General features: G+C 38.5%; 19 protein-coding genes. 9 read left to right on the top strand and 10 right to left on the bottom strand.

Going from position 1 to position 22384, the window contains the following annotated elements; genetic code table 11:
- The first annotated feature begins 180 nt into the window (after positions 1–180).
- Positions 181–1095, top strand: coding sequence for a phosphotransferase family protein (locus tag V7127_RS00760; RefSeq protein WP_335343811.1), 915 nt, complete (start codon positions 181–183; stop codon positions 1093–1095).
- Between the two features lie 42 nt (positions 1096–1137).
- On the opposite strand, the gene V7127_RS00755 is transcribed toward V7127_RS00760, so the two are convergent.
- Positions 1138–1524 (bottom strand): RidA family protein, encoded by a 387-nt coding sequence (locus V7127_RS00755; RefSeq protein WP_335343810.1) that lies wholly within the window; start codon positions 1522–1524, stop codon positions 1138–1140.
- 84 nt (positions 1525–1608) lie between these two features.
- Here V7127_RS00755 and V7127_RS00750 point away from each other — a divergent pair, with 84 nt between their 5' ends.
- The gene (locus V7127_RS00750; RefSeq protein ID WP_335343809.1) at positions 1609–1797 is read left to right on the top strand and encodes a hypothetical protein; all 189 of its coding nucleotides are present in this window, start codon (positions 1609–1611) and stop codon (positions 1795–1797) included.
- Between the two features lie 97 nt (positions 1798–1894).
- Here the strand turns inward: V7127_RS00750 and helD are convergent, their stop codons facing one another.
- Positions 1895–4237, bottom strand: a complete 2343-nt coding sequence (gene helD, locus V7127_RS00745) for an RNA polymerase recycling motor HelD (RefSeq protein ID WP_335482877.1) — start codon at positions 4235–4237, stop codon at positions 1895–1897.
- 396 nt (positions 4238–4633) lie between these two features.
- On the opposite strand from helD, the gene V7127_RS00740 reads away from it, so the two are divergent.
- The gene (locus tag V7127_RS00740; protein WP_335343807.1) at positions 4634–6016 is read left to right on the top strand and encodes a M28 family metallopeptidase; all 1383 of its coding nucleotides are present in this window, start codon (positions 4634–4636) and stop codon (positions 6014–6016) included.
- A 118-nt stretch (positions 6017–6134) separates the two neighbouring features.
- Positions 6135–7031, top strand: a complete 897-nt coding sequence (locus V7127_RS00735) for an HNH endonuclease (protein ID WP_335343806.1) — start codon at positions 6135–6137, stop codon at positions 7029–7031.
- Between the two features lie 234 nt (positions 7032–7265).
- Here the strand turns inward: V7127_RS00735 and V7127_RS00730 are convergent, their stop codons facing one another.
- On the bottom strand, positions 7266–7976 hold the full coding sequence (locus tag V7127_RS00730) for an anthrax toxin lethal factor-related metalloendopeptidase (RefSeq protein WP_335482875.1): 711 nt from the start codon (positions 7974–7976) through the stop codon (positions 7266–7268).
- Between the two features lie 561 nt (positions 7977–8537).
- Between V7127_RS00730 and V7127_RS00725 the strand changes: the two genes are divergently transcribed.
- Both V7127_RS00725 and V7127_RS00720 read left to right on the top strand, forming a co-directional pair.
- Positions 8538–11369: a M14 family metallopeptidase gene (locus V7127_RS00725; protein WP_335482873.1), complete on the top strand. Its 2832-nt coding sequence runs from the start codon at positions 8538–8540 to the stop codon at positions 11367–11369.
- Positions 11370–11633: 264 nt separating this feature from the next.
- Positions 11634–11756, top strand: coding sequence for an FbpB family small basic protein (locus tag V7127_RS00720; RefSeq protein WP_335343803.1), 123 nt, complete (start codon positions 11634–11636; stop codon positions 11754–11756).
- A 130-nt stretch (positions 11757–11886) separates the two neighbouring features.
- Here the strand turns inward: V7127_RS00720 and V7127_RS00715 are convergent, their stop codons facing one another.
- Positions 11887–11979: a putative holin-like toxin gene (locus V7127_RS00715; protein ID WP_335343802.1), complete on the bottom strand. Its 93-nt coding sequence runs from the start codon at positions 11977–11979 to the stop codon at positions 11887–11889.
- Positions 11980–12261: 282 nt separating this feature from the next.
- Between V7127_RS00715 and V7127_RS00710 the strand changes: the two genes are divergently transcribed.
- A complete protein-coding gene (locus V7127_RS00710) occupies positions 12262–13431 on the top strand; it encodes a DUF4317 domain-containing protein (protein ID WP_335345722.1) in 1170 nt (389 codons plus the stop codon).
- A 208-nt stretch (positions 13432–13639) separates the two neighbouring features.
- Here the strand turns inward: V7127_RS00710 and V7127_RS00705 are convergent, their stop codons facing one another.
- The 6 genes from V7127_RS00705 to V7127_RS00680 all read right to left on the bottom strand — a co-directional run bounded on the left by V7127_RS00705 (position 13640) and on the right by V7127_RS00680 (position 20528).
- Positions 13640–14794: an ABC transporter permease gene (locus V7127_RS00705; protein WP_335345721.1), complete on the bottom strand. Its 1155-nt coding sequence runs from the start codon at positions 14792–14794 to the stop codon at positions 13640–13642.
- Between the two features lie 15 nt (positions 14795–14809).
- A complete protein-coding gene (locus V7127_RS00700; RefSeq protein ID WP_335345720.1) occupies positions 14810–16024 on the bottom strand; it encodes an ABC transporter permease in 1215 nt (404 codons plus the stop codon).
- A gap of 11 nt (positions 16025–16035) precedes the next feature.
- Positions 16036–16968: an ABC transporter ATP-binding protein gene (locus tag V7127_RS00695; protein WP_335345719.1), complete on the bottom strand. Its 933-nt coding sequence runs from the start codon at positions 16966–16968 to the stop codon at positions 16036–16038.
- Between the two features lie 139 nt (positions 16969–17107).
- A complete protein-coding gene (locus tag V7127_RS00690; protein WP_335345718.1) occupies positions 17108–17773 on the bottom strand; it encodes a response regulator transcription factor in 666 nt (221 codons plus the stop codon).
- Positions 17770–18990 carry a sensor histidine kinase gene (locus tag V7127_RS00685; protein ID WP_335345717.1) on the bottom strand — a complete coding sequence of 407 codons (1221 nt, stop codon included), beginning with the start codon at positions 18988–18990 and terminating at the stop codon, positions 17770–17772. The genes V7127_RS00690 and V7127_RS00685 overlap by 4 nt, the downstream gene beginning before the upstream one ends.
- Before the next feature lie 14 nt (positions 18991–19004).
- Positions 19005–20528 carry an ATP-binding protein gene (locus V7127_RS00680; protein ID WP_335354443.1) on the bottom strand — a complete coding sequence of 508 codons (1524 nt, stop codon included), beginning with the start codon at positions 20526–20528 and terminating at the stop codon, positions 19005–19007.
- 508 nt (positions 20529–21036) lie between these two features.
- On the opposite strand from V7127_RS00680, the gene V7127_RS00675 reads away from it, so the two are divergent.
- Together V7127_RS00675 and V7127_RS00670 are read left to right on the top strand one after the other, a co-directional pair.
- Entirely contained in the window at positions 21037–21561 is a 525-nt protein-coding gene (locus V7127_RS00675; RefSeq protein WP_335345715.1) for a GNAT family N-acetyltransferase, read from the top strand.
- Complete coding sequence (locus V7127_RS00670; protein WP_335354444.1) at positions 21558–22364, top strand: aminoglycoside N(3)-acetyltransferase; 807 nt, start codon at positions 21558–21560, stop codon at positions 22362–22364. The genes V7127_RS00675 and V7127_RS00670 overlap by 4 nt, the downstream gene beginning before the upstream one ends.
- Positions 22365–22384 lie beyond the last annotated feature (20 nt).

Below are 22384 nucleotides of genomic sequence, written 5' to 3'. Positions count from 1 at the left end.
AGAAAAAAAGAAGCAAAAGGTAGTTAAGAGGGATTCATAACTCCCTTCTGCATGAAAAAACAGATCCGGAGGTAACGGCGAATGGTAAAAGGCACTTATTTCCTTTTAGGAAAAAAACATTGAAACTTTAATAGATTTAAATACGTAAACCATTAAATAAAGTAAAAAGGAATTTAGCCAATGAACTTAACAAAAGAAAAAATAGAAGAGTTAATAATTAGTATTCACCATGTATTAACAAATCGTTTAAATTTGAAAGTTGATGAAATAAGTTTTTTAGCAAATGGTGTCATAAACGCTGTATTTCTTGTAAAAGAAAAGAATCTTGGGCAACTCGCAATAAGAACACCTTGGAGATCTGAAGAAAATATGATGGATAAACATTCGAGTGGTGTCATTTCATTAAAAAAAGAAGCTGCTATCTCTGAGCATTGTCACAAATATCATATACCCGTGCCAAAAGTGCATCAGCTACATTTAAGTGAAGACATAAATTTTCTAGCTTCTGAATTTGTACTAGGCGATGATCAAGAGATTTCTCCTTTCGAGATTGGCATACTTACATCCCAAATACATAAAGTCCCATTAGATGGACTATCCATAATAGATCAAAATGAACAAACATTATCTAGTATTATTGCTCATAGAATAACAGACCGTGCTCAATCTCTAAGTCAATTAATAAACAGGAATATCTTTATCCCTTCAACAGAAGAAATGGAAGCGATTTTAAATACTTCACAAACAAACAATTCCCTTCTGCATCTTGATGTAAGACCGCCCAATTTAATAGGGAAAAATGGCAAGATTCAAGCAATACTAGATTGGGATAATGCTTTTATCGGAGATCCAATTATGGAATTAATGAGAATTTCTGAATCACAGGAAATAGCAGAGAAAGAATTTTTAAAGGGATATAAGGATGTTGCGATTATTGAAAATACAAAGGAAATCATTCAATCCATCTATCGATTAGATACAGCTTTAATGCTTTCCATTTTGTTTATTTCATTTATTCAAGACTCTAAAAAAAGAGAACATTACCTCAAGCGTGTTAATGGACTTAGCCAAGAAATAAAAAAATATACTGGTTAAATTTAAGGGGGCAAAAATTGCCCCTTATTTAACCAATTTATATTATCTTGCAGCCCAAGCCTCAACCTCCACCTTGATTTCTGGCCGTGCTAAAGCTGAGACATATGCTAATGTTGTAGCGGGCGGTGATTGATTATGAAATCCACTCCATTTTTCCAAAAAGATTTCTCTATTAATACTTTCAGTGAACCAAAAATTCACTTTGAAAACATTGCTTACGTCTACACCTTCACTTTTTAAAATGGATTTAATATTTTCAAGTGCATTGGCAAACTGCGTTTCTATATCAGCTGGAAGGATCCCATGCTTATCATTTCCGAGTTGACCAGATAACACAATTATTTCAGCATCTCTAGGTACAACGGTTACATGATGATATTGAGCGATGGGGGGAGCAACATTATTAGGATTTGATTTTATTATATTCAAAACGGATTCTCCTTTTAACTTTTATATTTATGAAAGTTTTTTTAAAATTCCCATTAATAGATTATGCGAAAAGGAGGCAGTCTCATGGTGAAGGTCTTATTCAACATTGGTATAGTTTTTATGATCATTTCTGGTATTTCGCTCGGTGCATGGTCAAATGTACAAGATAGGAAAAGCTTTAATACCCTAAGCACTAGGTTTGGTCTTTATTCTGGTTTAGTAGGAATGGTTTTAATAGGCATTGCCTTGTTAGTTTATTACTTATCTGAATGAATGAGAAGGAAGTGATTGGTCAAATAAAGTTATGACGCTTAAAATAATAATCCCATAAAAGTCCTCTATCAGTCATCTCATAACCTAAAGCTTAATTTTAAGATAAACTCAAAATATAACTCTCCGCTGTATCATTTCGCAAAAAGGGGCTTGGTTCCTCTACACTGTATAGCTGCAAATAATGCATAGCTCTTGTGCAGGCAGTATAGAACAATCTACGCAAACTTTCATCGCCGTATACTTGCGCCGAAGCGTCATAAATGATAACGGCATCAAATTCGATGCCTTTGGCCAAATACGCCGGTACGACAACAACGCCTTGTTCATATTCAATTGAGCCGCTTTTCACGAGCTTGATTTCCTCGATGCTGTTCAGAGCCTCATAGGCAGCTGTGCTTTCTGCAGCGGATTTGCATATAATCGCGATCGTATGATACCGCTGCTCCTGTAATTCAGCAACTTTGGAGGCAATGCGGTGATGCAGTTCGTCATGATCGGACACTTGAGTCAGCACAGGCTTCTCGCCATCGCGATCAAAAGCAGTAATTCGTTCGCCGCCGGGCACCAGTTTGCGGGTAAATTCAACAATTGGTTTTGTGGATCTGTAGCTAAGGGTCAAGTTAATCGCATCCGTTTCATCCGGTCCGTATAATCCAGTAAGCGTATGAAAATCGGCCATTTCGCTGGCATGGGCGAATATTGCTTGGTTAAAGTCGCCAAGCACGGTCATTCTTGCCGAAGGAAATAATCGTTTCAAAAACTCGAACTGAAACGGAGAATAATCTTGAGCTTCGTCTACAAGCACGTGTTTGATAGCGGTATTCGTCTGAAAGCCTTGAATCAACTCCTTCAAAAGTAAAAACGGAGTAGCATCTTCGTAAAACAAGTTGCCTTCATCTAACATTTTCACGGTCGATAGGCAAATGTCCTCCCATTCTTCAGGTGTTTTGCCCGCAATCCACAGATTAATTCGAGTTGGATCAGTGAAAAGCTGCTTATATATTCCTGTTATATTGATAAATTGAAGCGATCGAATCCATTTGCGAATCGGCTTCAACTTCTTGCGAACAATCATACGCCCGAGTAATTCCTGCTCTCTATCATAATCATCAAAAGAGTCTTCACTAAACCCATGCTTTTTTTGTAAGTGGGAATATGCCTTTTGGTAATCCTCTTTGCTAAGCAACTCGACTTCTTCCTGTACCCATTGCTTTGTTATTTCGAGCTTTTCAGTTTCATCTATTTGCTCTAATAGCCACTCTTTCAACTTCGCAATCCTGTTATGAAAGCGAAGCGAGGTGTTGCTGCCATAAAATCTTTCTGAGATTTGTTTGGAAGAGATGAGTGGCTTTCCTTTAAATTTAATCCCTTTGAAGACCATTCCCGATAAGTCCAGCGACTGTCTGAATGTTTTAATTGTCTCAAAAAAACGGGTAGATGCCTTAAATCGAATACTCGAAGTCCTAATTCGATATGAAGGATCATCCGCCGCAGTCAACACATATTCTAATTGCTCGTAAGGACCCTCCACTTGAAAATCGTTGCCCAACCGATGATCTAAATATTCCTGAAATGTAACCTGCTGCATGTTTTCTTCACCTAGCTCTGGTAACACTCTGGAAACGTAATGGTTAAACATAGCGTTTGGCGAAAATAAAATAATTTGATCGGCTTTAAGCCAATCTCGATACTTATAGAGCAAGTATGCGATTCGCTGTAGGGCGGCCGATGTCTTACCGCTGCCAGCGGCCCCTTGAACAATAAGAAGCCGTCCATGGTCGTACCGGATAATTCGATTTTGCTCCTGTTGAATGGTGGCCACGATACTGTGCATATGTTTGTCTGTACTTTTTCCAAGCACTTGCTGTAAAATCTCGTCACCAATCGTAAGGCTCGTATCGAACATCGATTCGATAACACCATCCCGAATGATATATTGCCACTTTTGATCCAAGAAGCCGCGTATGACTCCTCCTGGTGTGACATACTCAGCCGGACCAGGCGGGAAATCGTAGTAAACACTCGAAATGGGTGCCCTCCAGTCGTAGATCAGGAAGTTCTCGCCGCTTGTATCTGTAAGTGTTGTGATGCCGATATAAATTTTTTCTGGTGTTGAAGTTCCTTCTTCAGTGATGTTGATCCGGCCAAAATAAGGGACACCCTCCATACGGCGCAGTACGGATAGTCGATTGAAGGCGTGCCTGTGGGTGCTTTGATTTACGGCCAAGTCTTGTGCCTGTTGTCTTAAGCCAATGATTGTCTCAAGATAATCGTCAAATGTATCTATATTTACTTTGACATCATCCCAAAAGTGCTTCCGAATATTAACTACTTCTTTTCGGCGCCGGCCAGTTTCGTTTTCCAGCTTATCGATTTGCTCGGTGATTGTTTCGATGACGCTATCTAATCGTTCCTGCTCCTGACGTAGTTCATTGTTCATACCAAGCACTCCTTTAGAAAAAATGAAATTAGAGTTGACAAATAGGGGAGTATATTGTAAAATTATAATTGGGATAGTTTGATTTCTTCCCTTTTATTTATGTNNATATTGAACAATTGACGGATCTTTGCTGTAAATTTATTTCAAGATAAATGAAAATTAATAATTCCTATGAATACGTGCTAAAAAGGAACCAGTTGAGCAAATAGCTTAGCTGGTTTTTTGTTTTTTGCATTTTTGAAATTCCTCTAATAAAGGTCTTTAGGAGCAAATCTTTCCTCCTAAAAGGATATGATTGTTATCAGAATATTAGGAATTAATACTCTTACCTCCTAATGATATTCCAACTATACTAAATTTACTAATAGTAATCTATTAAATAGGAGGTTCAAAAGTATGATGAATCGTAAAATACCAAAAGTTTTAGCAACGGTTTTAGCTGCTTCACTTGCTTTCAGTTCTGTTGGGTATGCTGCACCAGCTGAAGGCGAAAAAGGAAAATCCACGTATTCTCAAGATCAAAAAATAGTGGCAAGAGTGGATGCGGAACGTGCCATTGAACACATTAATTATTTATCAAAGGAAATTGGCACAAGACCAGGTGGTTTGGAAGCTGAGAAAAAATCTGCTGATTACATCGCAAAAACATTAAAAAGCTATGGATATGATGTAGAGTATCAATACTTCCCTGTTGCTGACCAATACATAGCGAATGTCGGATTTTCTGATGGTACAGTTTGGGAAATGGCTGCTGCACCAAATGGAGTCGTTAGTGATTCTGCTGTAAAAGCTGAAGTTGTATATGTTGAAGGAGGGCTTAATGCGGCGGATTTTTCCAATGTCAGTGGAAAAGTAGTTCTTGTGGCAAGAGCAGCTTCTACTGCTGATTACCGTGCACAAGTAGAAAATGCGGTTCAAGCTGGAGCAGCAGGTGTTATTCTTCAGAGCTTAGTAGGAAGCCGAGGAAATTACGGTCAGACGTTTAACCCAAGTTTGACAACTAAATATGATGTGCCAGTATTTGGGGCTGCATTTATCCAAGGGGAATGGCTGAAGGAACAGATGGAGAAAGGTGCAGTGGAAATTAGTTTAACCGCGAAGCATTATTCCAATCTCCAATCCGTGAACGTCATTGCGACAAAGGAAGCTAAATCTAAGGATCCAAATGTGAAAGAAGTCATTCTCGGTGCGCATCATGACAGCGTAGTTGGAGCGCCGGGTGCAAATGACAATGCTTCAGGTGTTGGCTTGATGCTTGAACTTGCTCGCGTTTATAAAGGGTATAATACGGATAAAACGCTGAAATTTATTGCCTTTGGTTCCGAAGAAAGAGGTTTGCTAGGTTCGAGATATTATGTACAGCAATTGACACAGGATCAAAGGGATCAAATTGAAGCTGTTTTTGTCCCTGATATGGTGGCAACCAATTATGATAAAGCAAATAATCTCTATGCGATGACGGTTGATGGAAGCACGAATATCGTTACAGATTCTACCGGTGAAGCAGGTGCTAGATTAGGAAATTCAGATATTCTTCCGGGTACGTTCGGATCTAGTGACCATGTGCCTTTCCATCAAGCAGGTATTCCCGCAGCCCTATTCATCTGGATGGGTATTGATAGCTGGAATCCGCTAGTATACCATATCGAAAAGGTTTACCACACACCTCAAGATACGATTGAGGATAATATCTCTGTTGAGAGAATGCAGTCTGCCTTAGACATTATTGGATCAGGACTTTTTGATGTTGTGAGGAAGAAAACTCCTGGAAATAATTAATAGAAACCTGGGAAGTGTGTCCAGCACTTCTCTCTTTTCATTGAGCTCTCCAAAAATAAAAACAAATTTCAGCTAATATGGTACAATTATCCTAAAACTGGTTAATGGAGAGTGCGAAATGGTCATTTTACGGGGGATTGGAAAAGTAGTCAATACAGTTGTAGGGGAAGCGGCGAAAGGCGGAGTAAAGGTCGTCAGTAAAGCAGTCTCCGTTAAGAACGAGGAACTAGGAAAATATGTTGCAGACGTGGGGAACAGTGTGGTAGATGCTTCTAAAGGCGCAGTGGATTCCGTTTCGCAATTTGCTGATGGAGCCATTCGTGGGGCCTATGGAGTTGTAAAGCAAGATGATTATCATAAAAACAAAGGCTGGAATGATATGAAAGATTCTACAGGCCGAACCGTCAAAGGGATTGGATCTAGCATAAAATATACAGCGAAAAGCGCAGGAATTACCCTACAGGGGTTGAAAAATAAAGATAAAGAACAAATCCTTCAAGGAGTAAAGAACCTTGGTAAGGTAGCAGCTGTTACTACTTTTGCTGTAGGAGTCATTGATATTATTGATGGCGCTGATACGGTTCAAGCAGAAGAAATTGATACGAGAAATAGTCACTTAGGTGGGCTCGAACACGCAGAGACAGGTGTTTCTTTTGAACAAAAGACGATTGAATTGCCGAATGGTGATCTGCAAACGGGTACCTTCCCTGTATTTGAATCACAGTTTAGTGTCGTTTTAGCTGAAGAGGTTTACTTGGAAAGTGACCGCACTCATTTTAGTATTGCAAACGAAACATTATATCAATCGATTCAAGAGAATCCTAGTCTAGCAAGAGAGTTAGGTTTATCTTCAGAGGATATAAGAGGTCTTGAAAATGGTGTAACTCCTGAGGGGTATGTATGGCATCATAACGAACAGCCTGGTGTTTTACAATTAGTAGATGAAGATATTCATCAAAACACTGGTCATACTGGCGGAAGAGAAATTTGGGGCGGAGGAAGTAATTATCGATAACTTGCTTTCATTCTAATAATCAAATTTAAGAATAGAAGGGTAAGGATAGATAAACGTTAAGGTTATCTATCCTTGCTTTTAATATTGAGTTTGTGGGTGTCTGACTTTTGGAGATTTTTCCAAACGAGAAAGTTCACGGTGCAATAGCCCTTTTATTAGAGAGATGAAAAAATGTCCTTTGAATCTGGCCTATATTCTTCGGGGCCATTCGATCTCATTGGCTTTTCTATCATTCTACTTATTTGAATGCTTTTCTGAAGGAATATTTCTTTGAAGCTCGTTAATAAATTTATAAGTTAATGGAGCTTTTTCTTTTAATTCTGTATTAGTATCTGGCCCAGCATAAAAATAGGCAAGCGCTTCAGCGAAATATTCTTCCTTGTATTCAAAATAGGCAGTATCAAGAAAATCTTTTTTCTCTAAAGCGTGAATATTAGTGAACTCATCTGAGTAACTAATATTATCAAATACATAACGATCAATTGCATGAGCGACTTCATGAAGCTCGAGGTTTACAGAACTATGCATTTTTTTATAGCTATAGCCAATTCGTGCAACAACCGTCTGCCCTCCCACACCTGGAACATCATCCCAAGTATATGGAGTATGTTCCCATCCTCTAGGAACGACACCCTTTAAATACTCATACTCTGGCAATTCAGTAAGAGGGAAATTAATTAGTTTAACGTGAACTCCTTGCTTGTGCATGACATTCAAAATATTTGTGGGAATGCTCCAGAGACGGTCAACCATCTTTAGGGTTTCTTCCTGATCAATATCACCCTTTGTTTCAACCGTCACCACCCTTTCAAGAACATTGTTCATTTTAAGTGATTGAGTAGTTCCGGATTCCCCTAATGCTGCAGTAGAAAAAGAGAATGTTATTACTGTCGCCAATAATAACGTGGAAAATGCCTTTTTTCCGTTCAATAGAATATTCTTCATATTACTCCTCCTAAATTTGGTAGTTTATAAGTTAGATATTCTCCGTGTTACACCTTTCCCCTTCATGATTGTTCATTTCAGGATTAAGTACCTATGATAGTTCTCTTTTTCATTGAAAAAAGTATGAATATAAATTTAGAAAAATAAAAAAGGGGTCCTATCAACAAAAATATTGGTGATACCCCAGTTAATTAAAAAGATCCACCCCTTCGGATATAGCGTTTTTTGATTTTTTTCTTTCTCATTTACTTCCAAATCTGTAATCAAACCCTTCCATTCTTCATTTATATAAATTTGATTATTTGACCATTCAGCAAACTCTTCCATCACGACTATAATACTTTCTCACAACTTCTCTTTTTAAGGAGAAGTATTAGCAAATTCATCAACATTGGCTGAGGTTTTACAAGGAAATATCTTTATGGCATGCATGACTTGAAATTGAAATTGCACAAATTGTCGAGCGATACATATGTTTTTGCAAAAAATCCGACAATAATTCACTGAATATTTCGATATATTTAACTGTGGTGTCTATATGAAAGTAGAAAGGATGATTTTATGAAGAAGCTTTTTGCGGGCTTGGTGGCATTTATTATGATGTTATCCTTATTTGCCCAAACGGCCTTCCCCGTTTCAGCCATTGAAGCAGTGGAAGAGGTCAAGCTTGTAAACCTAGAAGCAAGTAGATCTCTGTTTTCATTAACTGAGGTTCGCACAGTAGAGGTACAAGCTGATTTTGGCGAGGAAGTAGATTTAACTCAATTAGAATGGACATTTGGCGGAAAAAGTATTTCCGAGTGGAAAAAATGGACAAGCGGTACCAATTATAACGGTGCCCCCTTTATTACAGTAAAAAAAGAACCACACTTTGTTGATGGGACCACTAAGATTGAAGCCACTTTGGAATTCGGGCTTCTTTTTAACACTAGTAATCTATCAAACAGAACAATTCGAACACAATATCAACAATTTATCGGCGATTATGAATTAGCATTAATGAATTCTGAGAGTAAGATGAAGGCTGCAACGACAGTAAAGCTTAATGTATATGATGAATTCTTATTTTACGATCAAATCAAGCCAGCGATTGACCAAATCTTTGGACAAGCAACGTCCGATCCGGCAAATAATCGCTACCTCGAGTATCAAAGTCTAGGTAAGACAGTACAGGGACGTGATCTTCACTTCGTTATCCTAGCAAAAAATAAAAACGCCGTTGATAAGTATTTAAATGAAACACTGCCGACCGCATTAGAGAACCCTGAAAATTTAATCGAAAAATTAGAATCTGGAACCATGGGAGACTATCAGGTGCCCATTTGGTTGAACAATATTCATCCCGATGAAGTAGAGGGGGTTGATACTTCCGTTGAACTATTAAGGAAGTTTGCTCTTGAGGATGAGGTAACGTTTAAAACGGGCAAAGGAGACAAAGAAAGAACTGAAACGTTAAAAGTGGACGAGGTTCTCGATGATGTCATTTTCCTTTACATGTTTACAAACAATCCTGATGGAAGGGTTGCTAACACTAGAGCGAATGCCAATGGGTTTGACTTAAATCGTGACAACCATTATCAGACACAAGTTGAAACACAGCAGATAACGCAAGAAATTGCCAAATGGACTCCACTGTCTTTCGTTGATATGCATGGTTATGTTAACGGATTTTTAGTTGAACCAACAACACCGCCGCATAACCCTAACTATGAGTATGACCTGCTTTATAACACGATGATTGATCAGGCTCATGCAATGGGACAAGCTGGGATTGGCAATTCGAGCTTAACCTCTTATTTTATTCCTGCGGAAGCATGGGAGGATGGCTGGGATGATATGACGCCAGCTTATACTCCAATGTATGCGATGCTTCATGGCTCATTGGGGCATACGGTTGAAGTGCCTACATTAAGTCAAGATTCTTATCATGCGATGGTAGGAGTAGGGCTGGGTGCAACCAAGTTTGTCACTGATAACAAGGATGAATTATATAAAAACCAGCTTGAGATCTTTGCGCGTGGCGTAAACGGGGAGGATAATCGCGCAGTAGACGAATATTTTGTGAATGCTAAAGGTGATTCGATTGGCCGGGTTAGAGGAGAACATGCTAACTTCTTCCCAGATTATTATGTCATTCCGACCGATGAGAAGGAGCAAAAGAATAAGCTAGAAGCATATAAAATGATAGACTATTTACTCCGCAATGGTGTGAAGGTTGAGCAAACAACGAAAAATATCAAAGTAAATGGGACGATGTATCCGAAAGGGACATTTGTTGTTTCCATGAAGCAGGCTAAACGCGGACTGGCAAATGCGATGCTTTATAAGGGTGAAAATGCGTCAGACTGGGCTGCTATGTACGATCCAATTGTTGTCAATTTTCCTGAACTTAGAGGTTTTGATGTGCAGGAAATTCGTGTCCCAGGTGCATTTGCTAATAACACAACAAAGGTAGTAAATGTAACCACTCCAACAGGTAATGTGGTAGGAAATGGACCTAAGCAAGTGTTAGCCAATTCCAATAATGACACGATTAAACTAGTGAATGAACTGCTGAAAAATAATGTTGTGATCGAAAGAGCAACTGAAACAAAGGCTGGCGTATCTAAAGGTGACTTTATTGTCAGCACAAAAGATCTTCAGCAATACGGTAAAAACTATTATTTTGAAGCCAAGCCTGTAGGCAATTCCAATCAAGTGAAAACAGAACAATTGAGTCAGCCACGTGTTGCGGCAACTGGTTCCTCTCAGTTGAATTTTACGCTAAAGGAGCTTGGATTTAATTTAGTTAATCCGGAAGAAGCCGATGTCATTGTCAGCTATGGTGGAGCCATTAATGGCGATATGCTGTCTGGAAAGTCCTATGTAGGGATCGGTGTAACTGCCATGAACGCTGTGAAAAATAGTGGATTACTTCCTGGATTTGATTTTGGTCGAACAGAAAATGGTCATGAAGGTTTATTTAAAGCAGTTGTTAATGATCATGTATTGACTTCCGGTTACCAGAAGGATGAGCTGCTCTATTCAACGACAGGGGCATGGATCACTTCCGTTCCTGCTGACGCAGAAGTATTGGCATCTTTCAGTGATTCTGATGATTTCTATGTTGCTGGCTGGTGGCCTGGACATGAGAAGGCAAAGGGTCAAACACTTGCTTTCACTAAAAATTTTAAAGACAGTACGATTACCCTTTTTGCCAATGACCTTGCCTTTAGAGCTCATACTCAATATAGCTATCGACTTATCGCCAATAGCATCTATTCATCCGTAGGCTCTGAGGTTAGCAAGAAAGGCAATGGCAATGAGAAAGTTAAAGTGAAGGGGAATGAAGGAAAGGTTCAGAACAATAAAGTAGAAAAGTCGTTCTTTGAGAAAGGTAGAGATAGGGATTAGAGGTTAGAAGCCATTAAGGTAAAGTTTAACTCAGTAAAGTATAAAACAAAACGGAAGCATCCTGCTTCCGTTTTGTTTTGTTGAGATAAAATTTTAAACTTGTTTCGATTCTTCCCCCACAAGTAACCCCTGTTATATTAAAATCAGCAAATAAGTTCAAATATTCACAAAATGTTCAAATAGTTAAGGTTTAAAACGTGTAAATAGGTGTAATATATAAGTATAGAATATTCTGATTAAATTAAAATAAAGGGTGTATTGAAAATGCGTAAAACATTGAAAGAGCTTATTGAAGAAAATAAACAAGAACTATTAAAGGACAAAAAGGCTATAGAGAAGATTGAAAAACGGATAGAAGCACGGCATGAATTAAAGAGGCTTGCATAGATCTTTGCAGGTAAAATATAAAAGGGCTGCTGGTCATTGAACTGTATCCTCACAGCCCTTTGATCCCCACTAAACAACCCTTCCAAAGAAATCACTATTTACAGAAAAAAACACGCTATTTTCAGCTTGTTCAAGAATTTTTATCCTTATCATTAAATTTCAAAACGGCGATCACCAACATCCCAAAGCTAATCATCAACGACAAAGCTTCAAAAGTCTCCATCCAATCATCGCCTCCTTACCCCTCAGCTTTCCCAATTCCAAACTTGTCCTATACAAAGGAAAAAAACTTGGTTGTTTAGTCCTATGGGCAAAAAAAATAAATAAAGAAGAAAGGAAAGAACCATTAACATCACTAATAGGAGAAATATGAACATCTGCTTGATCGTCTTCTTCTAGCTGAAGGATACCAGTAAACGCTGACGAAGTTAATCATTCCCTTAAGCAAACAGATTGCTTATAATTTAGGAATACACTAATCAGCTTAGGAGTTGGACTTTTTAAAATGAATAAGAAGGATATAGCAAACATACGTAAACAATTTAAGCTTAATAATGATTTATTGAAAATCGCAAATATCTTTAATGTTTATATAAGAAAGGAAAGCAGTGAGATTTATCATGAAGAAAGTCATCCTTTTCCGATGTTAGACCAGGAACAGCAAGAGTTATTCATGACTAACTTTAAGAAAGTACTTACGGGTCAAGTGGATGTGAAATTATTTGAAGTAAAATTCAAACGAGAAGCTGAAAATCATAGTCAGTTCATTCTCCACGATGGGCTACAGTCCGATGATGTAGAAGATTGGAAGGAACAAATGCTGCTTATGGTTGAAAAAATGTTTAAAGATGTTCAATATGAACAGGACATGGTCGTGACTTTTATTCGGGGGGAATATTTTAAGCCAACGAAAAGGAGTAATGAAGAAGCCGAAATTAGTGCCCGGGATGAGGTGTATAAACATCCTTTTATCCTATGCAGCATTAATCAAACGATACAGCCAAAAAGATCTTTGTTGTTTGATTATATTGAAAAGGAATTTAAGTCTAGTGTTGTCGTTGATTCCATTATCAATCTTACATCTCCTGTGGCAGGTTTTTTATATCCTAGCTTTACTGAGAATTCAGCAGATGTAAACCGCGTTCTTTACTCGTCCGGGAAACCAAATCAGCCCGATTATCATTTTATCGAAGAAGTATTGAATGGCGAAGAGATTATGACCGCTCAAGATGATAAAGCTGTATTCGAGGAAATCGTCAAAGAAGTCGTTGGAGACCAGGTTGATGCAACAACCCTTTCCAATGTATATGAAGAAATCAATCGAATCATGGATGAAGAAGAAGAGGAAGATACTCCTAAATTGGATTACAAGGATGTAGAACGTGTATTAAAGGTAAGTGGTGTAGAGGACGTTAATACTGAAAAGGTTGAAATGGCGTTCCAGAAAATCATTGATGATGAAAAATATGAACTGAAAGCAAGCAGTATTGTACCGAATTATAATACGAAATCAATTAAAATTAACACGAAAGTAGCAAATATCTCTATTAGTCCACAGGATTTAAAATATGTTAGACAGGTTAATTTTAACGGCAAGCGCTGTTTACTGATTGAAGTGGACGAAGATACGATGGTTGAAGGATTTACACTAATTCCCGAAACTTTTCTAGGCTAGAGGAAGATTCGTGTACATTACGGTCGGTTTCGCAAATAAACTGGTTAGTTTCGCAAATAAACTGGCTAGTTTCGCAAATAAATTAGTCAGTTCCGCAAATAAGTTAGTTGGTTTCGCAAATAAATTGGACAGTTCCGCAAATATACTGTTCCAATGACCGCATAAAATAAATGGGTTGACCCCAACAAGGTCAACCCAAAATATTCACTTATTCATACCGTACCTTTGACAATCCAACGGTAAAAAACACCATCGCAAATCCAAGCAATATGAATACAGGTGTAAGAATATCCCCAAGAGTACCGCCACTCCCGATTAATGCTGTAAACCCTTCGATAGCCCATGACTGAGGAACGAAATTTGCAATGGATTGCATGAATTCAGGCATAATGCTTGTAGGCCAATAAACACCGCCAAGCATACAGGTAGAAACAATGATGAGCGTTCCAATTGCGTTTTGCTGCTCGGCTGTTTTGGCAAAGGCAGCAATTGCGAGACCTAATCCGACTACAGATAAAAGCAATGAGGAGATAAGAACAAGCAACCCAACAGGATCTCCCCACTTCACATCAAAAATGACCGAGGACATGACGATCAATAAGAAGAATTGAATCCAGCCAATGGCAAAAAATGATAGGAAGTATCCAAACATAACATGAAATTTGGAAGTTGGAGTTGTAAACAATCTTGACCAAATGCCCATATTTCTTGCTTCAATTAGAGCTCCAGTGACAGACAGCATCATCATCATCACAAACATGATAGAAAATCCTGCCGAGCTGTATGACATTCTGTTCAGATTATTTTCATTTGAGCCATCACCTGCGATAATTTTTGTTAAGGCTGGCCGGTTTTCTAGGCCGCTCGCAAGCTTATTGTATATGTCATCCCATTCCCCTCCGTTATATTGGCTTCCCGTTTTTGCTGCTGAGACTTGCATACCCATTGTTCGTACAGCCCCATTCATCATTTGCTTTACAATGGGTGCAGTTGTACTGCTAGGTAAATGTTGAAAGGTAATCTCAGGTTTTTCCTGTTTAATAAGCTGAGTGGCTAATCCCTTTTTTATTGTAGAAACTCCTTGAACCTCCTGCTGCTCGAACAGATTCCTTGCCTCCGCTGCTGTAACATTATGGTACGTAACAAGCTCACTCGATTTAAGATGTGTAATCAGCCCAGTCGATAATTCTGTTTGATCTTCATCAACAATGCCTATATGGATAGTGGGATCCGAGCTTCCGCCGAAAAGGCTCCCGAATAGGAAGGTAAACAGAAGCGGCATGGCGAACATCAATAGATAAGCAGACGGCTTTTTAAATGTACGCTTTAGTTCAAAATGGCAAATTGCCCATATTTTCATCATTATTCCCAAACCTCCTTAGAGAGCCTTATGGTGAAAGCGCATCGTTCCAATGATAATCGATACAATACCAATCAAAGTTAATATGATCGTTGGCGCCATTAATGAGACCCATGTAGTGCCAGACATGATATTTGTAAAGCTAGTTAAAGCCCATGAATTTGGTGTAATCATAGAGATGTTTCGCATAAGGCTTGGGAATACGGAAATAGGAAGCATGGAACCTCCTAAAAGGGCAAGGAGCTGTACACCAATTCCACCTAGTGTGTCTGCCATTTTTTCACTCGAAGTAAAGGCAGCCACAACCATCGACAGCCCTGATACCGCAAAGCTGTATATGAAAGCAATGAAGATTGTTTGGAGAACATTGATTCCCCAGCCTACGTTTAAAACAAAATGAGTCGCAGCCATAAAGATCAGAAATTGGATGAAGGCAAAGAATAGCGTCCCTAGAAATTTTCCTAATAAAATGGAGCTATTACTCGCTTGTGTCGTCATTAATCTGGCTAGAGTCTCCGTACTGCGCTCCTGATGAAAAGCTTTCCCGCCATGCATAGCATTAAATAATAAGAACATAGCCGCCATGGCTGCAGCGTAGTATTGCATAGACGACACATTATGTTCTCCTAAAGGCTGTTCCGTAATGACATCCTGCTGGAGCTTTACGACCTTTTCCATGTTTTGCAAAAGATCCATTTGGATTGTTTCTGGATGAAAGCTGCTTCCATTAGCTGCTGCTGTAACTGCGATATCAGACATCACTTCCTTTGTCGAAATAGCCATCGTTTGTGCAGTCATTGTGAAAGAATCCGTTATTTGCTGAACAAAGGCTGCTTCAAAATCCTTGCCTGCTGCTGGATATATAAAAACAGGATTTTCCTGCTGATTTCCTAAGCTCTCTTCCCAGAGGCTAGGAATGACTAGACCAACATCCACATGAGAATCCTTGACCCAATTTTGCAGTTCTTCACTAGAACTGGTTTGCTTCACAGATACTGAATCATTCAATTCATCGAGTAAAACCTCATTAATGAATGTCTCTGCAAGAGCATCAGTATCCACAGTGTAAATACCTATTGTTGTTTTAGGCATCTGACTGTCACCCATGACCCCTTTTAAAGCAGATCCTAATATCGCAGTCAAAAGGATAGGCATGAAGACCATCAAGATGATGGCTTTTCTATCCTTCAATCGAAGCTTTAGATCTTTGGCAGCAATAATAAACATTTTCATTTCATTCACCTCTAATCACGCAATGAACGTCCGGTTAATTGTAAAAACAATGTTTCTAAATTAGGTTCCTGAAGCTGAATTTGCTGCAGTTTTACACCTAATTGATTAGATAGTAAAACGATATCAGCTAGGAGCTCTTTATGATTTTGCAAGAAGATATCAATTTCTGTTTCTTGTTGAACCGTTACATTTTCAACACCATCCATTGAATTCAATTGCATCAGAAAAGCAGGCTTCGCTTGATCAACAACAAGATGAAGCACTTTGCCGCCGGAAAGCCTATTGGTAAGCTCTTTCTTTGACCCGCTTGCAATTAATTGGCCGTGATCGATGATCGCAATACGTTTGCAAAGGAATTCAACCTCTTCCATGTAATGGCTTGTGTAAATGATGGTCATTCCTTGCTCATTTAACGATTTGACCGTTTCTAAAATATGATTTCGCGATTGCGGGTCAATGCCAACAGTCGGTTCATCCATGATCAGCAATTCGGGCTTATGCATTAAGGCCACTCCAATATTAATCCGCCGCTTCATCCCGCCTGAAAAGGTTTCAATTTTATCCTTTCCCCGGTCGGAAAGACCAACGATTTCGAGTACTTCCTTCGCCCGGTTTTTAGCCTCTTTTCTTTTTAAACCATACATTTGGCCCCAAAAAACTAAATTATCAATTGCTGACATTGTCGGATAAAGAGCAATATCCTGAGGAACAACACCAATTTTCTTTTTAATAAATTGTGGGTCCTTATTTACTGAAACTCCATCCACGAGGATATCTCCATCCTGATAAGGAACTAACCCGCAAATCATGGAGATGGTCGTTGATTTTCCCGCTCCATTTGGTCCAAGTAAACCAAACGCTTCCCCTTTTTCAATATTTAAGGTAATTCCTTTAACGACTTCATGATGGCCAAAGCTCTTTTTAATATTGTTTAGTGCAAGCACCTTCAACCGCCTCCTTATTAACTACCTTCAGTTTAATCCGAAGCAGGAATCCAGCCATCTAGCTGGCGATAGATTTTTATGTATAAAAAAACGACACCCATGTGTCGTTGTTCATCCTGCCGTATGCCAAAAGTCATGTTTAAAAGGTAGTGATGCCGTATCGTACCGCAAAAATGGCTGCCTGTGTGCGATCCCTAAGCTCAAGCTTTTGAATAATATTCGAAACATGATTTTTGACCGTTCCTTCTGTAATAAATAAGGCATCGGCAATCTCTTTATTATTGAAACCTTGGCCAAGATGACTCAATACTTCAAGCTCACGGCTTGTTAATTCATTTAAGGAAAAGGGGATAGGTGCTTCTGAGTTGATTTCGTCCTTACTTTTTTTCAACCGCATTTCTGTTAGCACATTGGAAGTGAAGTCCTTAGGGAGGACTACGCCTCCATGGAAAACGGTTAAAATCGCCTGAACGATTGTGTCAGTGGACATATCCTTTAATAAATAACCGCTTGCCCCTTCCTCTAACGCATCAAAAATATATTCACTGTCACTAAAGGTCGTTAGCATTAACACTTTAACTTGGGGAATATTTTCCCTTAAAAGCCTTGTTCCTTCAACCCCATTGACATTTGGCATCCGGATATCCATTAAAACGATATCAGGGGTAAGACTTAAAGCCTTTTCCAATGCTTCGGCTCCATCGCCGGCTGTCCCGATTACTTCAATTTCATTGCGCAAATTCAATAGGGAGCCTAGTCCTTCCCTTATTAATGGCTGATCATCTACAATTAAGACCTTAATCAATTCATCACCCCCGCTGAGCTCCATTGTACAAGTTTATTTGGAAGTTTAACGGAAATCGAAAATCCTTGTCCTTCCGCACTTTTAAATTGTATCGTTCCACCGTGCTCTAAAATGCGTTCCTTCATGTTTATGAGCCCAAAGCTTGGGACTACATTTTCAGTTCCCTTTCCGTTATCCTCCAATTCAATATTGACAGCTTCATTTGTAATCTGAATCGATACGTGACATACATTAGCCGAACCGTGTCGTTGTGCATTTGTTAATGCTTCCTGTACGATTCTTTTTATGGTTGGTTGAATGGAAAGAGGGATTGACGTTGGATCACCATCTAATTCTAGTCGTGTTTCCATTCCAGTCAGATTAGCAAATTCATCCATCATCTCACGCAAAACATGCAGAAATGAGACTTTCATGTGGTCCTGTTCCTTCAATGTTCGAACAGATAAGCGTATTTCATGAAGAGAGTCGCGAGTCAACTGCTCGCATGTATTTAATATGGCTTTGCTTTTGTCTGGATCCATCGATATCATTTCATTTGCTAATTGCAGCTGTACTAGTAAGGCTGTCATTTTATGGCCGACCGTATCATGAATTTCACGTGCAATTTCATTTCGTTCCCGTATTACGGTTAATTGTTCCACTTGATTGGAATACTCACTTAATTGCTCGTGAGCATTCTGCAAGGCACTATGCGAGTCATTTAGCTGCTGGAACTGACTGCTGATCGTTTCTCTTGCTGTCTGTAAATTTTGGATTAAGCTCCCGACAATCGCTCCAAATAGGATGAACATCAAATTTAATATATTATCGGAAAATGCAGATGCCCCTAATAAATAATATTTTTCAACGGTAATCAACATCCACATGATGAAAAAGGCGATCGAAAACCATTTTAAAATGCTGCGCTTTGAGAAAAATAAAAAGACGGTTGTTGATATCACACCAAAGAATATCAAGTATAAATTGCCACTAGACGGAAATATAGCCCCAAACCCAAAGCTCAGAAGCATATCAACAGCTGTACAGAATACCCTTATTCTTATACTTTCAGTGAAAATTTGCAGAATATGATTTCCAACAAAAAGAATCATCGCCCCAATAATAAAGCCGAACTTCCAGCCTTCCGTAGGTTCTGTAAATTGAAAATAATAGCTGCTCAATAATAAAAACATGAGAACTCTTGTTGATGTAAGTAAGAGAAAAGATAAATTTTTCAAAGTTCATCCCGTCCTTAAGCTATATCTTCTTTGTCCTTTCTTACTAAAGGAATCATCATTTTTACCTGAGTTCCCACATTTACTGTGCTTTCAATAGAAATACTTCCATTATAGGAATCAATAATTCGTTTGCAGACGGTTAATCCGATGCCAGAGCCATCTTTTTTCTTTGTGAAAAATGGATGGAATATTTTCTCGAGCTCTTCATTTGGAATCCCTATTCCGGTATCACTTACATAAATCATGCAGCTTGCCGAATTGCTATCTATCGAAATGGTAAGCTTCCCACCGTTAGGCATTGCATGTAAGGAATTCTTGCTAAGATTTAGAATGACTTGTTTTAAATGATCTTTAACACAGGATATATGTGGATCATTAGTAGAGTAGGTGATTGATAGCTCTACGTTCATATAGTTGGCTTCAGATTTTAAAATGGGTTCAATCTCTTTCAATATTTCATTTATATTGTAGATTTTATATGTATAGGCTGTAGGCCGTCCTAGAAATAACAGCTCACTGACGATTGAATTGATTCGTTCAATTTCAATTTGTATTACCTCGAAATAATTCTGGGCTTTTTTATCATGATATTCTTCGCCTAATAATTTTATCAAACCACTAATCCCAGTAAGGGGATTTCTAATTTCATGGGCTGTGCTGGCTGCCAGATTACCAATCAGCTCCATCTTCTGAAACTCATATTGTTCTTTTTCTAATTTTGCTCTCCATTTTAAGCGGAAATTATAGATTAAGAGCAATAGGATATTTGTAAAAATAAAGGCAATAAAAAAGTAATTTATAAAAGCTTCTAGGCGTAAATGTTTATCATCATAGCTGATTCTTGCTGTTAACGTCCAAGGTAAGCGGTCTAAGCTTAATTCCTTCATGACATATTTTTCATTTGTATGTAACGCCCCTGCTTGCATGATGGTTATTCCTTTATCATCAGCTATGAAGATTTCTTCATCATTCAAAAGGGTAGATAAATTAGCCTCGAATGTTTTTAAATTTAAACTAGCAAGCAATACACCTATGACCCTATGATTTTCGATAACAGGAGTAGCTAATGTGATAATATAATTTCCTGTAATCCGACCAAGATGTGCTTCAGATATACTCGTTTTTCCGATTTCAACCGCTTTCTGGAAATATTCGCGATCACTTATATTTACAGGGGAAAAAGGAGTGTTTGAACTTATTAGAATATCTCCCTTTGGATTGGCCCAATAAAAGCCGGAAAACCGATTATCCTGTTTATGGGTTTCCTTCAATACTTCATCTATATGGTTAAAGCTAAATTGCTGTACCTTGATTAACGTAGCAAGCATCTCAAGGCGGCCAGACGTTTCACCAATAAAGTTGTCGATGCTTCTTGAATGAAGGCCTGCATTTCTGTGCGCCTCCTCTTTATACTCATTTTCATAAAATTCCATTTTTTGTACCGTCAATAAAAAGCTGATTAAAAGTGAGGGTACGATTGTGAAGATAAAATAAATGAGGAATGTTGTTAACTTTAGTTTCGTGTTTCGAGTAGGCATGAACAGTTCTTCCCCTTTATCGCAGATTAACGGGCTGTAAGACCCTCACTTCAAGAAGTTGAATAAAACACTAATTTCTAAGTAGGGGATCAACAGCCCGTAAAGGCCCGATTAGTTCAACTAACAATCAGTGGGGGATGAGGCCTACTAAGATTGCCACTATCTAATGTCTTTGTAGGCACTAGCACGTCCTGTGCATTGGCCCCCCACTGATTGAAGTTTCACTTTATCAATCGCAACCTATTTTTGCGAAGTTTAGATCCTCAAAATATCTTTTATATGGAGAATGAGCAGGTTTAGTGGACATGTCGAATATGAATGAATATGCTCAGAGGATTAACGAAAACTTTTTTATAATTATTATAATAATAAGTTATTTATTAAGAAGGTTCAATAGTTGGCAACGGGGACACACTTCTATGGCTGTTTGAATATAAGCAGGAGGTAAAGGTTTTTTTATCGAAATTTAATGAAGCGTTTACAATAATAGGAAAGGCGAGTAAAGATAATGTTCATACAAACAGAAAGATTAATCATCCGGAAATTTATTTTTGATGATTGGCAAGCAGTCTACAAGTATACCTCTGACCCTGTTGTTATGAAATATATTCCAGAAGGGGTTTTTTCGGAAGAGGATGCAAAGGAGTTTGTCATCAAAAATTCAGTTGATCAAGCGGAAAAATTTCCTGTACTATTAAAGAATGAAAATATTCTAATTGGTCACATGGCTTTTGAAAAATATTTTGGTGAGCATACTTATGAGATTGGCTGGGTGTTTAATCCGGAGTTTCAGAATAGGGGATATGCCTCAGAGGCAGCAGAAGCTTTATTGAAATTTGGTTTTGAAGACATGAAGTTACATAGAATTATAGCTACATGCCAGCCTGAGAATACTCCATCTTACCGTGTTATGGAGAAAATTGGCATGAGAAGAGAAGGGTTTTTTAAGAAATGTATTCCATCGGGGAATGATTGGTGGGATGAATATTATTATGCAATATTAGAGGAAGAGTGGGGTCGTAAGACAAAATGAGTGAAGTAAACGCTATTTATCAAATGAAAATACCTAACACTAGATCAAGCTTGCATAAGGATTTGCAAAATCTTGGCTTAGAAAAGGGAATGGTTGTCATTGTCCATTCGTCCTTAAGTGCACTTGGGTGGGTTTGCGGAGGGCCAGTAGCCGTTGTCCAAGCCCTGATGGAAACCGTTGGGGAAGAGGGGACTATTATTATGCCAACTCAAACAGCGGATAATTCAGATCCTGCAGAATGGCAAAACCCTCCTGTACCAGAGGAATGGTGGCCGATTATTCGTAAGGAAACCCCCGCATATGATCCACATTTCACACCAACAACGGGAATGGGGAAAATTGTTGAAGCCTTTAGAACCTTCCCAGGGGTTAAAAGGAGCTTGCACCCAACTTATTCATTTGCAGCATGGGGAAAGCATGCGGAGTACATATTATCTCAACAGCCTCTGGAAGAGGGATTTGGACTTGAATCGCCTTTAGCCAAAATCTATGAATTGGATGGTTATGTATTATTGCTAGGGGTGCAGCATGATAGCAATACTTCATTGCATTTTGCTGAACATGCAATCGTTAACAGGAAGAAGGTCCAAAAAGGGACTGCTTTATTTGAAAATAACGAACGAGTATGGAAAACATACGAAGAAATTGTTTATGATTCAGATTCATTTGATGCTTTAGGGAAAGAGTTTGAAAAGAAACATCCAATTAATTCTTGCCAAATTGGTTTAGCCACGTGCAAGCTCATGAAGCAGCGGCTGCTTATTGATTTTGGCCGTGAATGGCTACAAGAGCAAAGTAATTAAATAATGACAGCCTCAATTTT

It is taken from the genome of Bacillus sp. JJ1773, assembly GCF_036962035.1.
Taxonomy (GTDB): Bacteria; Bacillota; Bacilli; order Bacillales; family Cytobacillaceae; genus Cytobacillus.
The sequence above is the reverse complement of the archived record's forward strand: the minus strand, read 5'-3'. Positions and strand labels throughout refer to the sequence as shown.

Coding starts and splice junctions, on each gene's coding strand:
- V7127_RS00730 (WP_335482875.1), bottom strand. CDS start 7,976: ATGAAGAATATTCTATTGAACGGAAAAAAGGCATTTTCCACGTTATTA.
- V7127_RS00735 (WP_335343806.1), top strand. CDS start 6,135: ATGGTCATTTTACGGGGGATTGGAAAAGTAGTCAATACAGTTGTAGGG.
- V7127_RS00750 (WP_335343809.1), top strand. CDS start 1,609: ATGGTGAAGGTCTTATTCAACATTGGTATAGTTTTTATGATCATTTCT.
- V7127_RS00760 (WP_335343811.1), top strand. CDS start 181: ATGAACTTAACAAAAGAAAAAATAGAAGAGTTAATAATTAGTATTCAC.
- helD (WP_335482877.1), bottom strand. CDS start 4,237: ATGAACAATGAACTACGTCAGGAGCAGGAACGATTAGATAGCGTCATC.
- V7127_RS00680 (WP_335354443.1), bottom strand. CDS start 20,528: ATGCCTACTCGAAACACGAAACTAAAGTTAACAACATTCCTCATTTAT.
- V7127_RS00705 (WP_335345721.1), bottom strand. CDS start 14,794: ATGATGAAAATATGGGCAATTTGCCATTTTGAACTAAAGCGTACATTT.
- V7127_RS00710 (WP_335345722.1), top strand. CDS start 12,262: ATGAATAAGAAGGATATAGCAAACATACGTAAACAATTTAAGCTTAAT.
- V7127_RS00720 (WP_335343803.1), top strand. CDS start 11,634: ATGCGTAAAACATTGAAAGAGCTTATTGAAGAAAATAAACAAGAACTA.
- V7127_RS00725 (WP_335482873.1), top strand. CDS start 8,538: ATGAAGAAGCTTTTTGCGGGCTTGGTGGCATTTATTATGATGTTATCC.
- V7127_RS00670 (WP_335354444.1), top strand. CDS start 21,558: ATGAGTGAAGTAAACGCTATTTATCAAATGAAAATACCTAACACTAGA.
- V7127_RS00675 (WP_335345715.1), top strand. CDS start 21,037: ATGTTCATACAAACAGAAAGATTAATCATCCGGAAATTTATTTTTGAT.
- V7127_RS00700 (WP_335345720.1), bottom strand. CDS start 16,024: ATGAAAATGTTTATTATTGCTGCCAAAGATCTAAAGCTTCGATTGAAG.
- V7127_RS00740 (WP_335343807.1), top strand. CDS start 4,634: ATGATGAATCGTAAAATACCAAAAGTTTTAGCAACGGTTTTAGCTGCT.
- V7127_RS00715 (WP_335343802.1), bottom strand. CDS start 11,979: ATGGAGACTTTTGAAGCTTTGTCGTTGATGATTAGCTTTGGGATGTTG.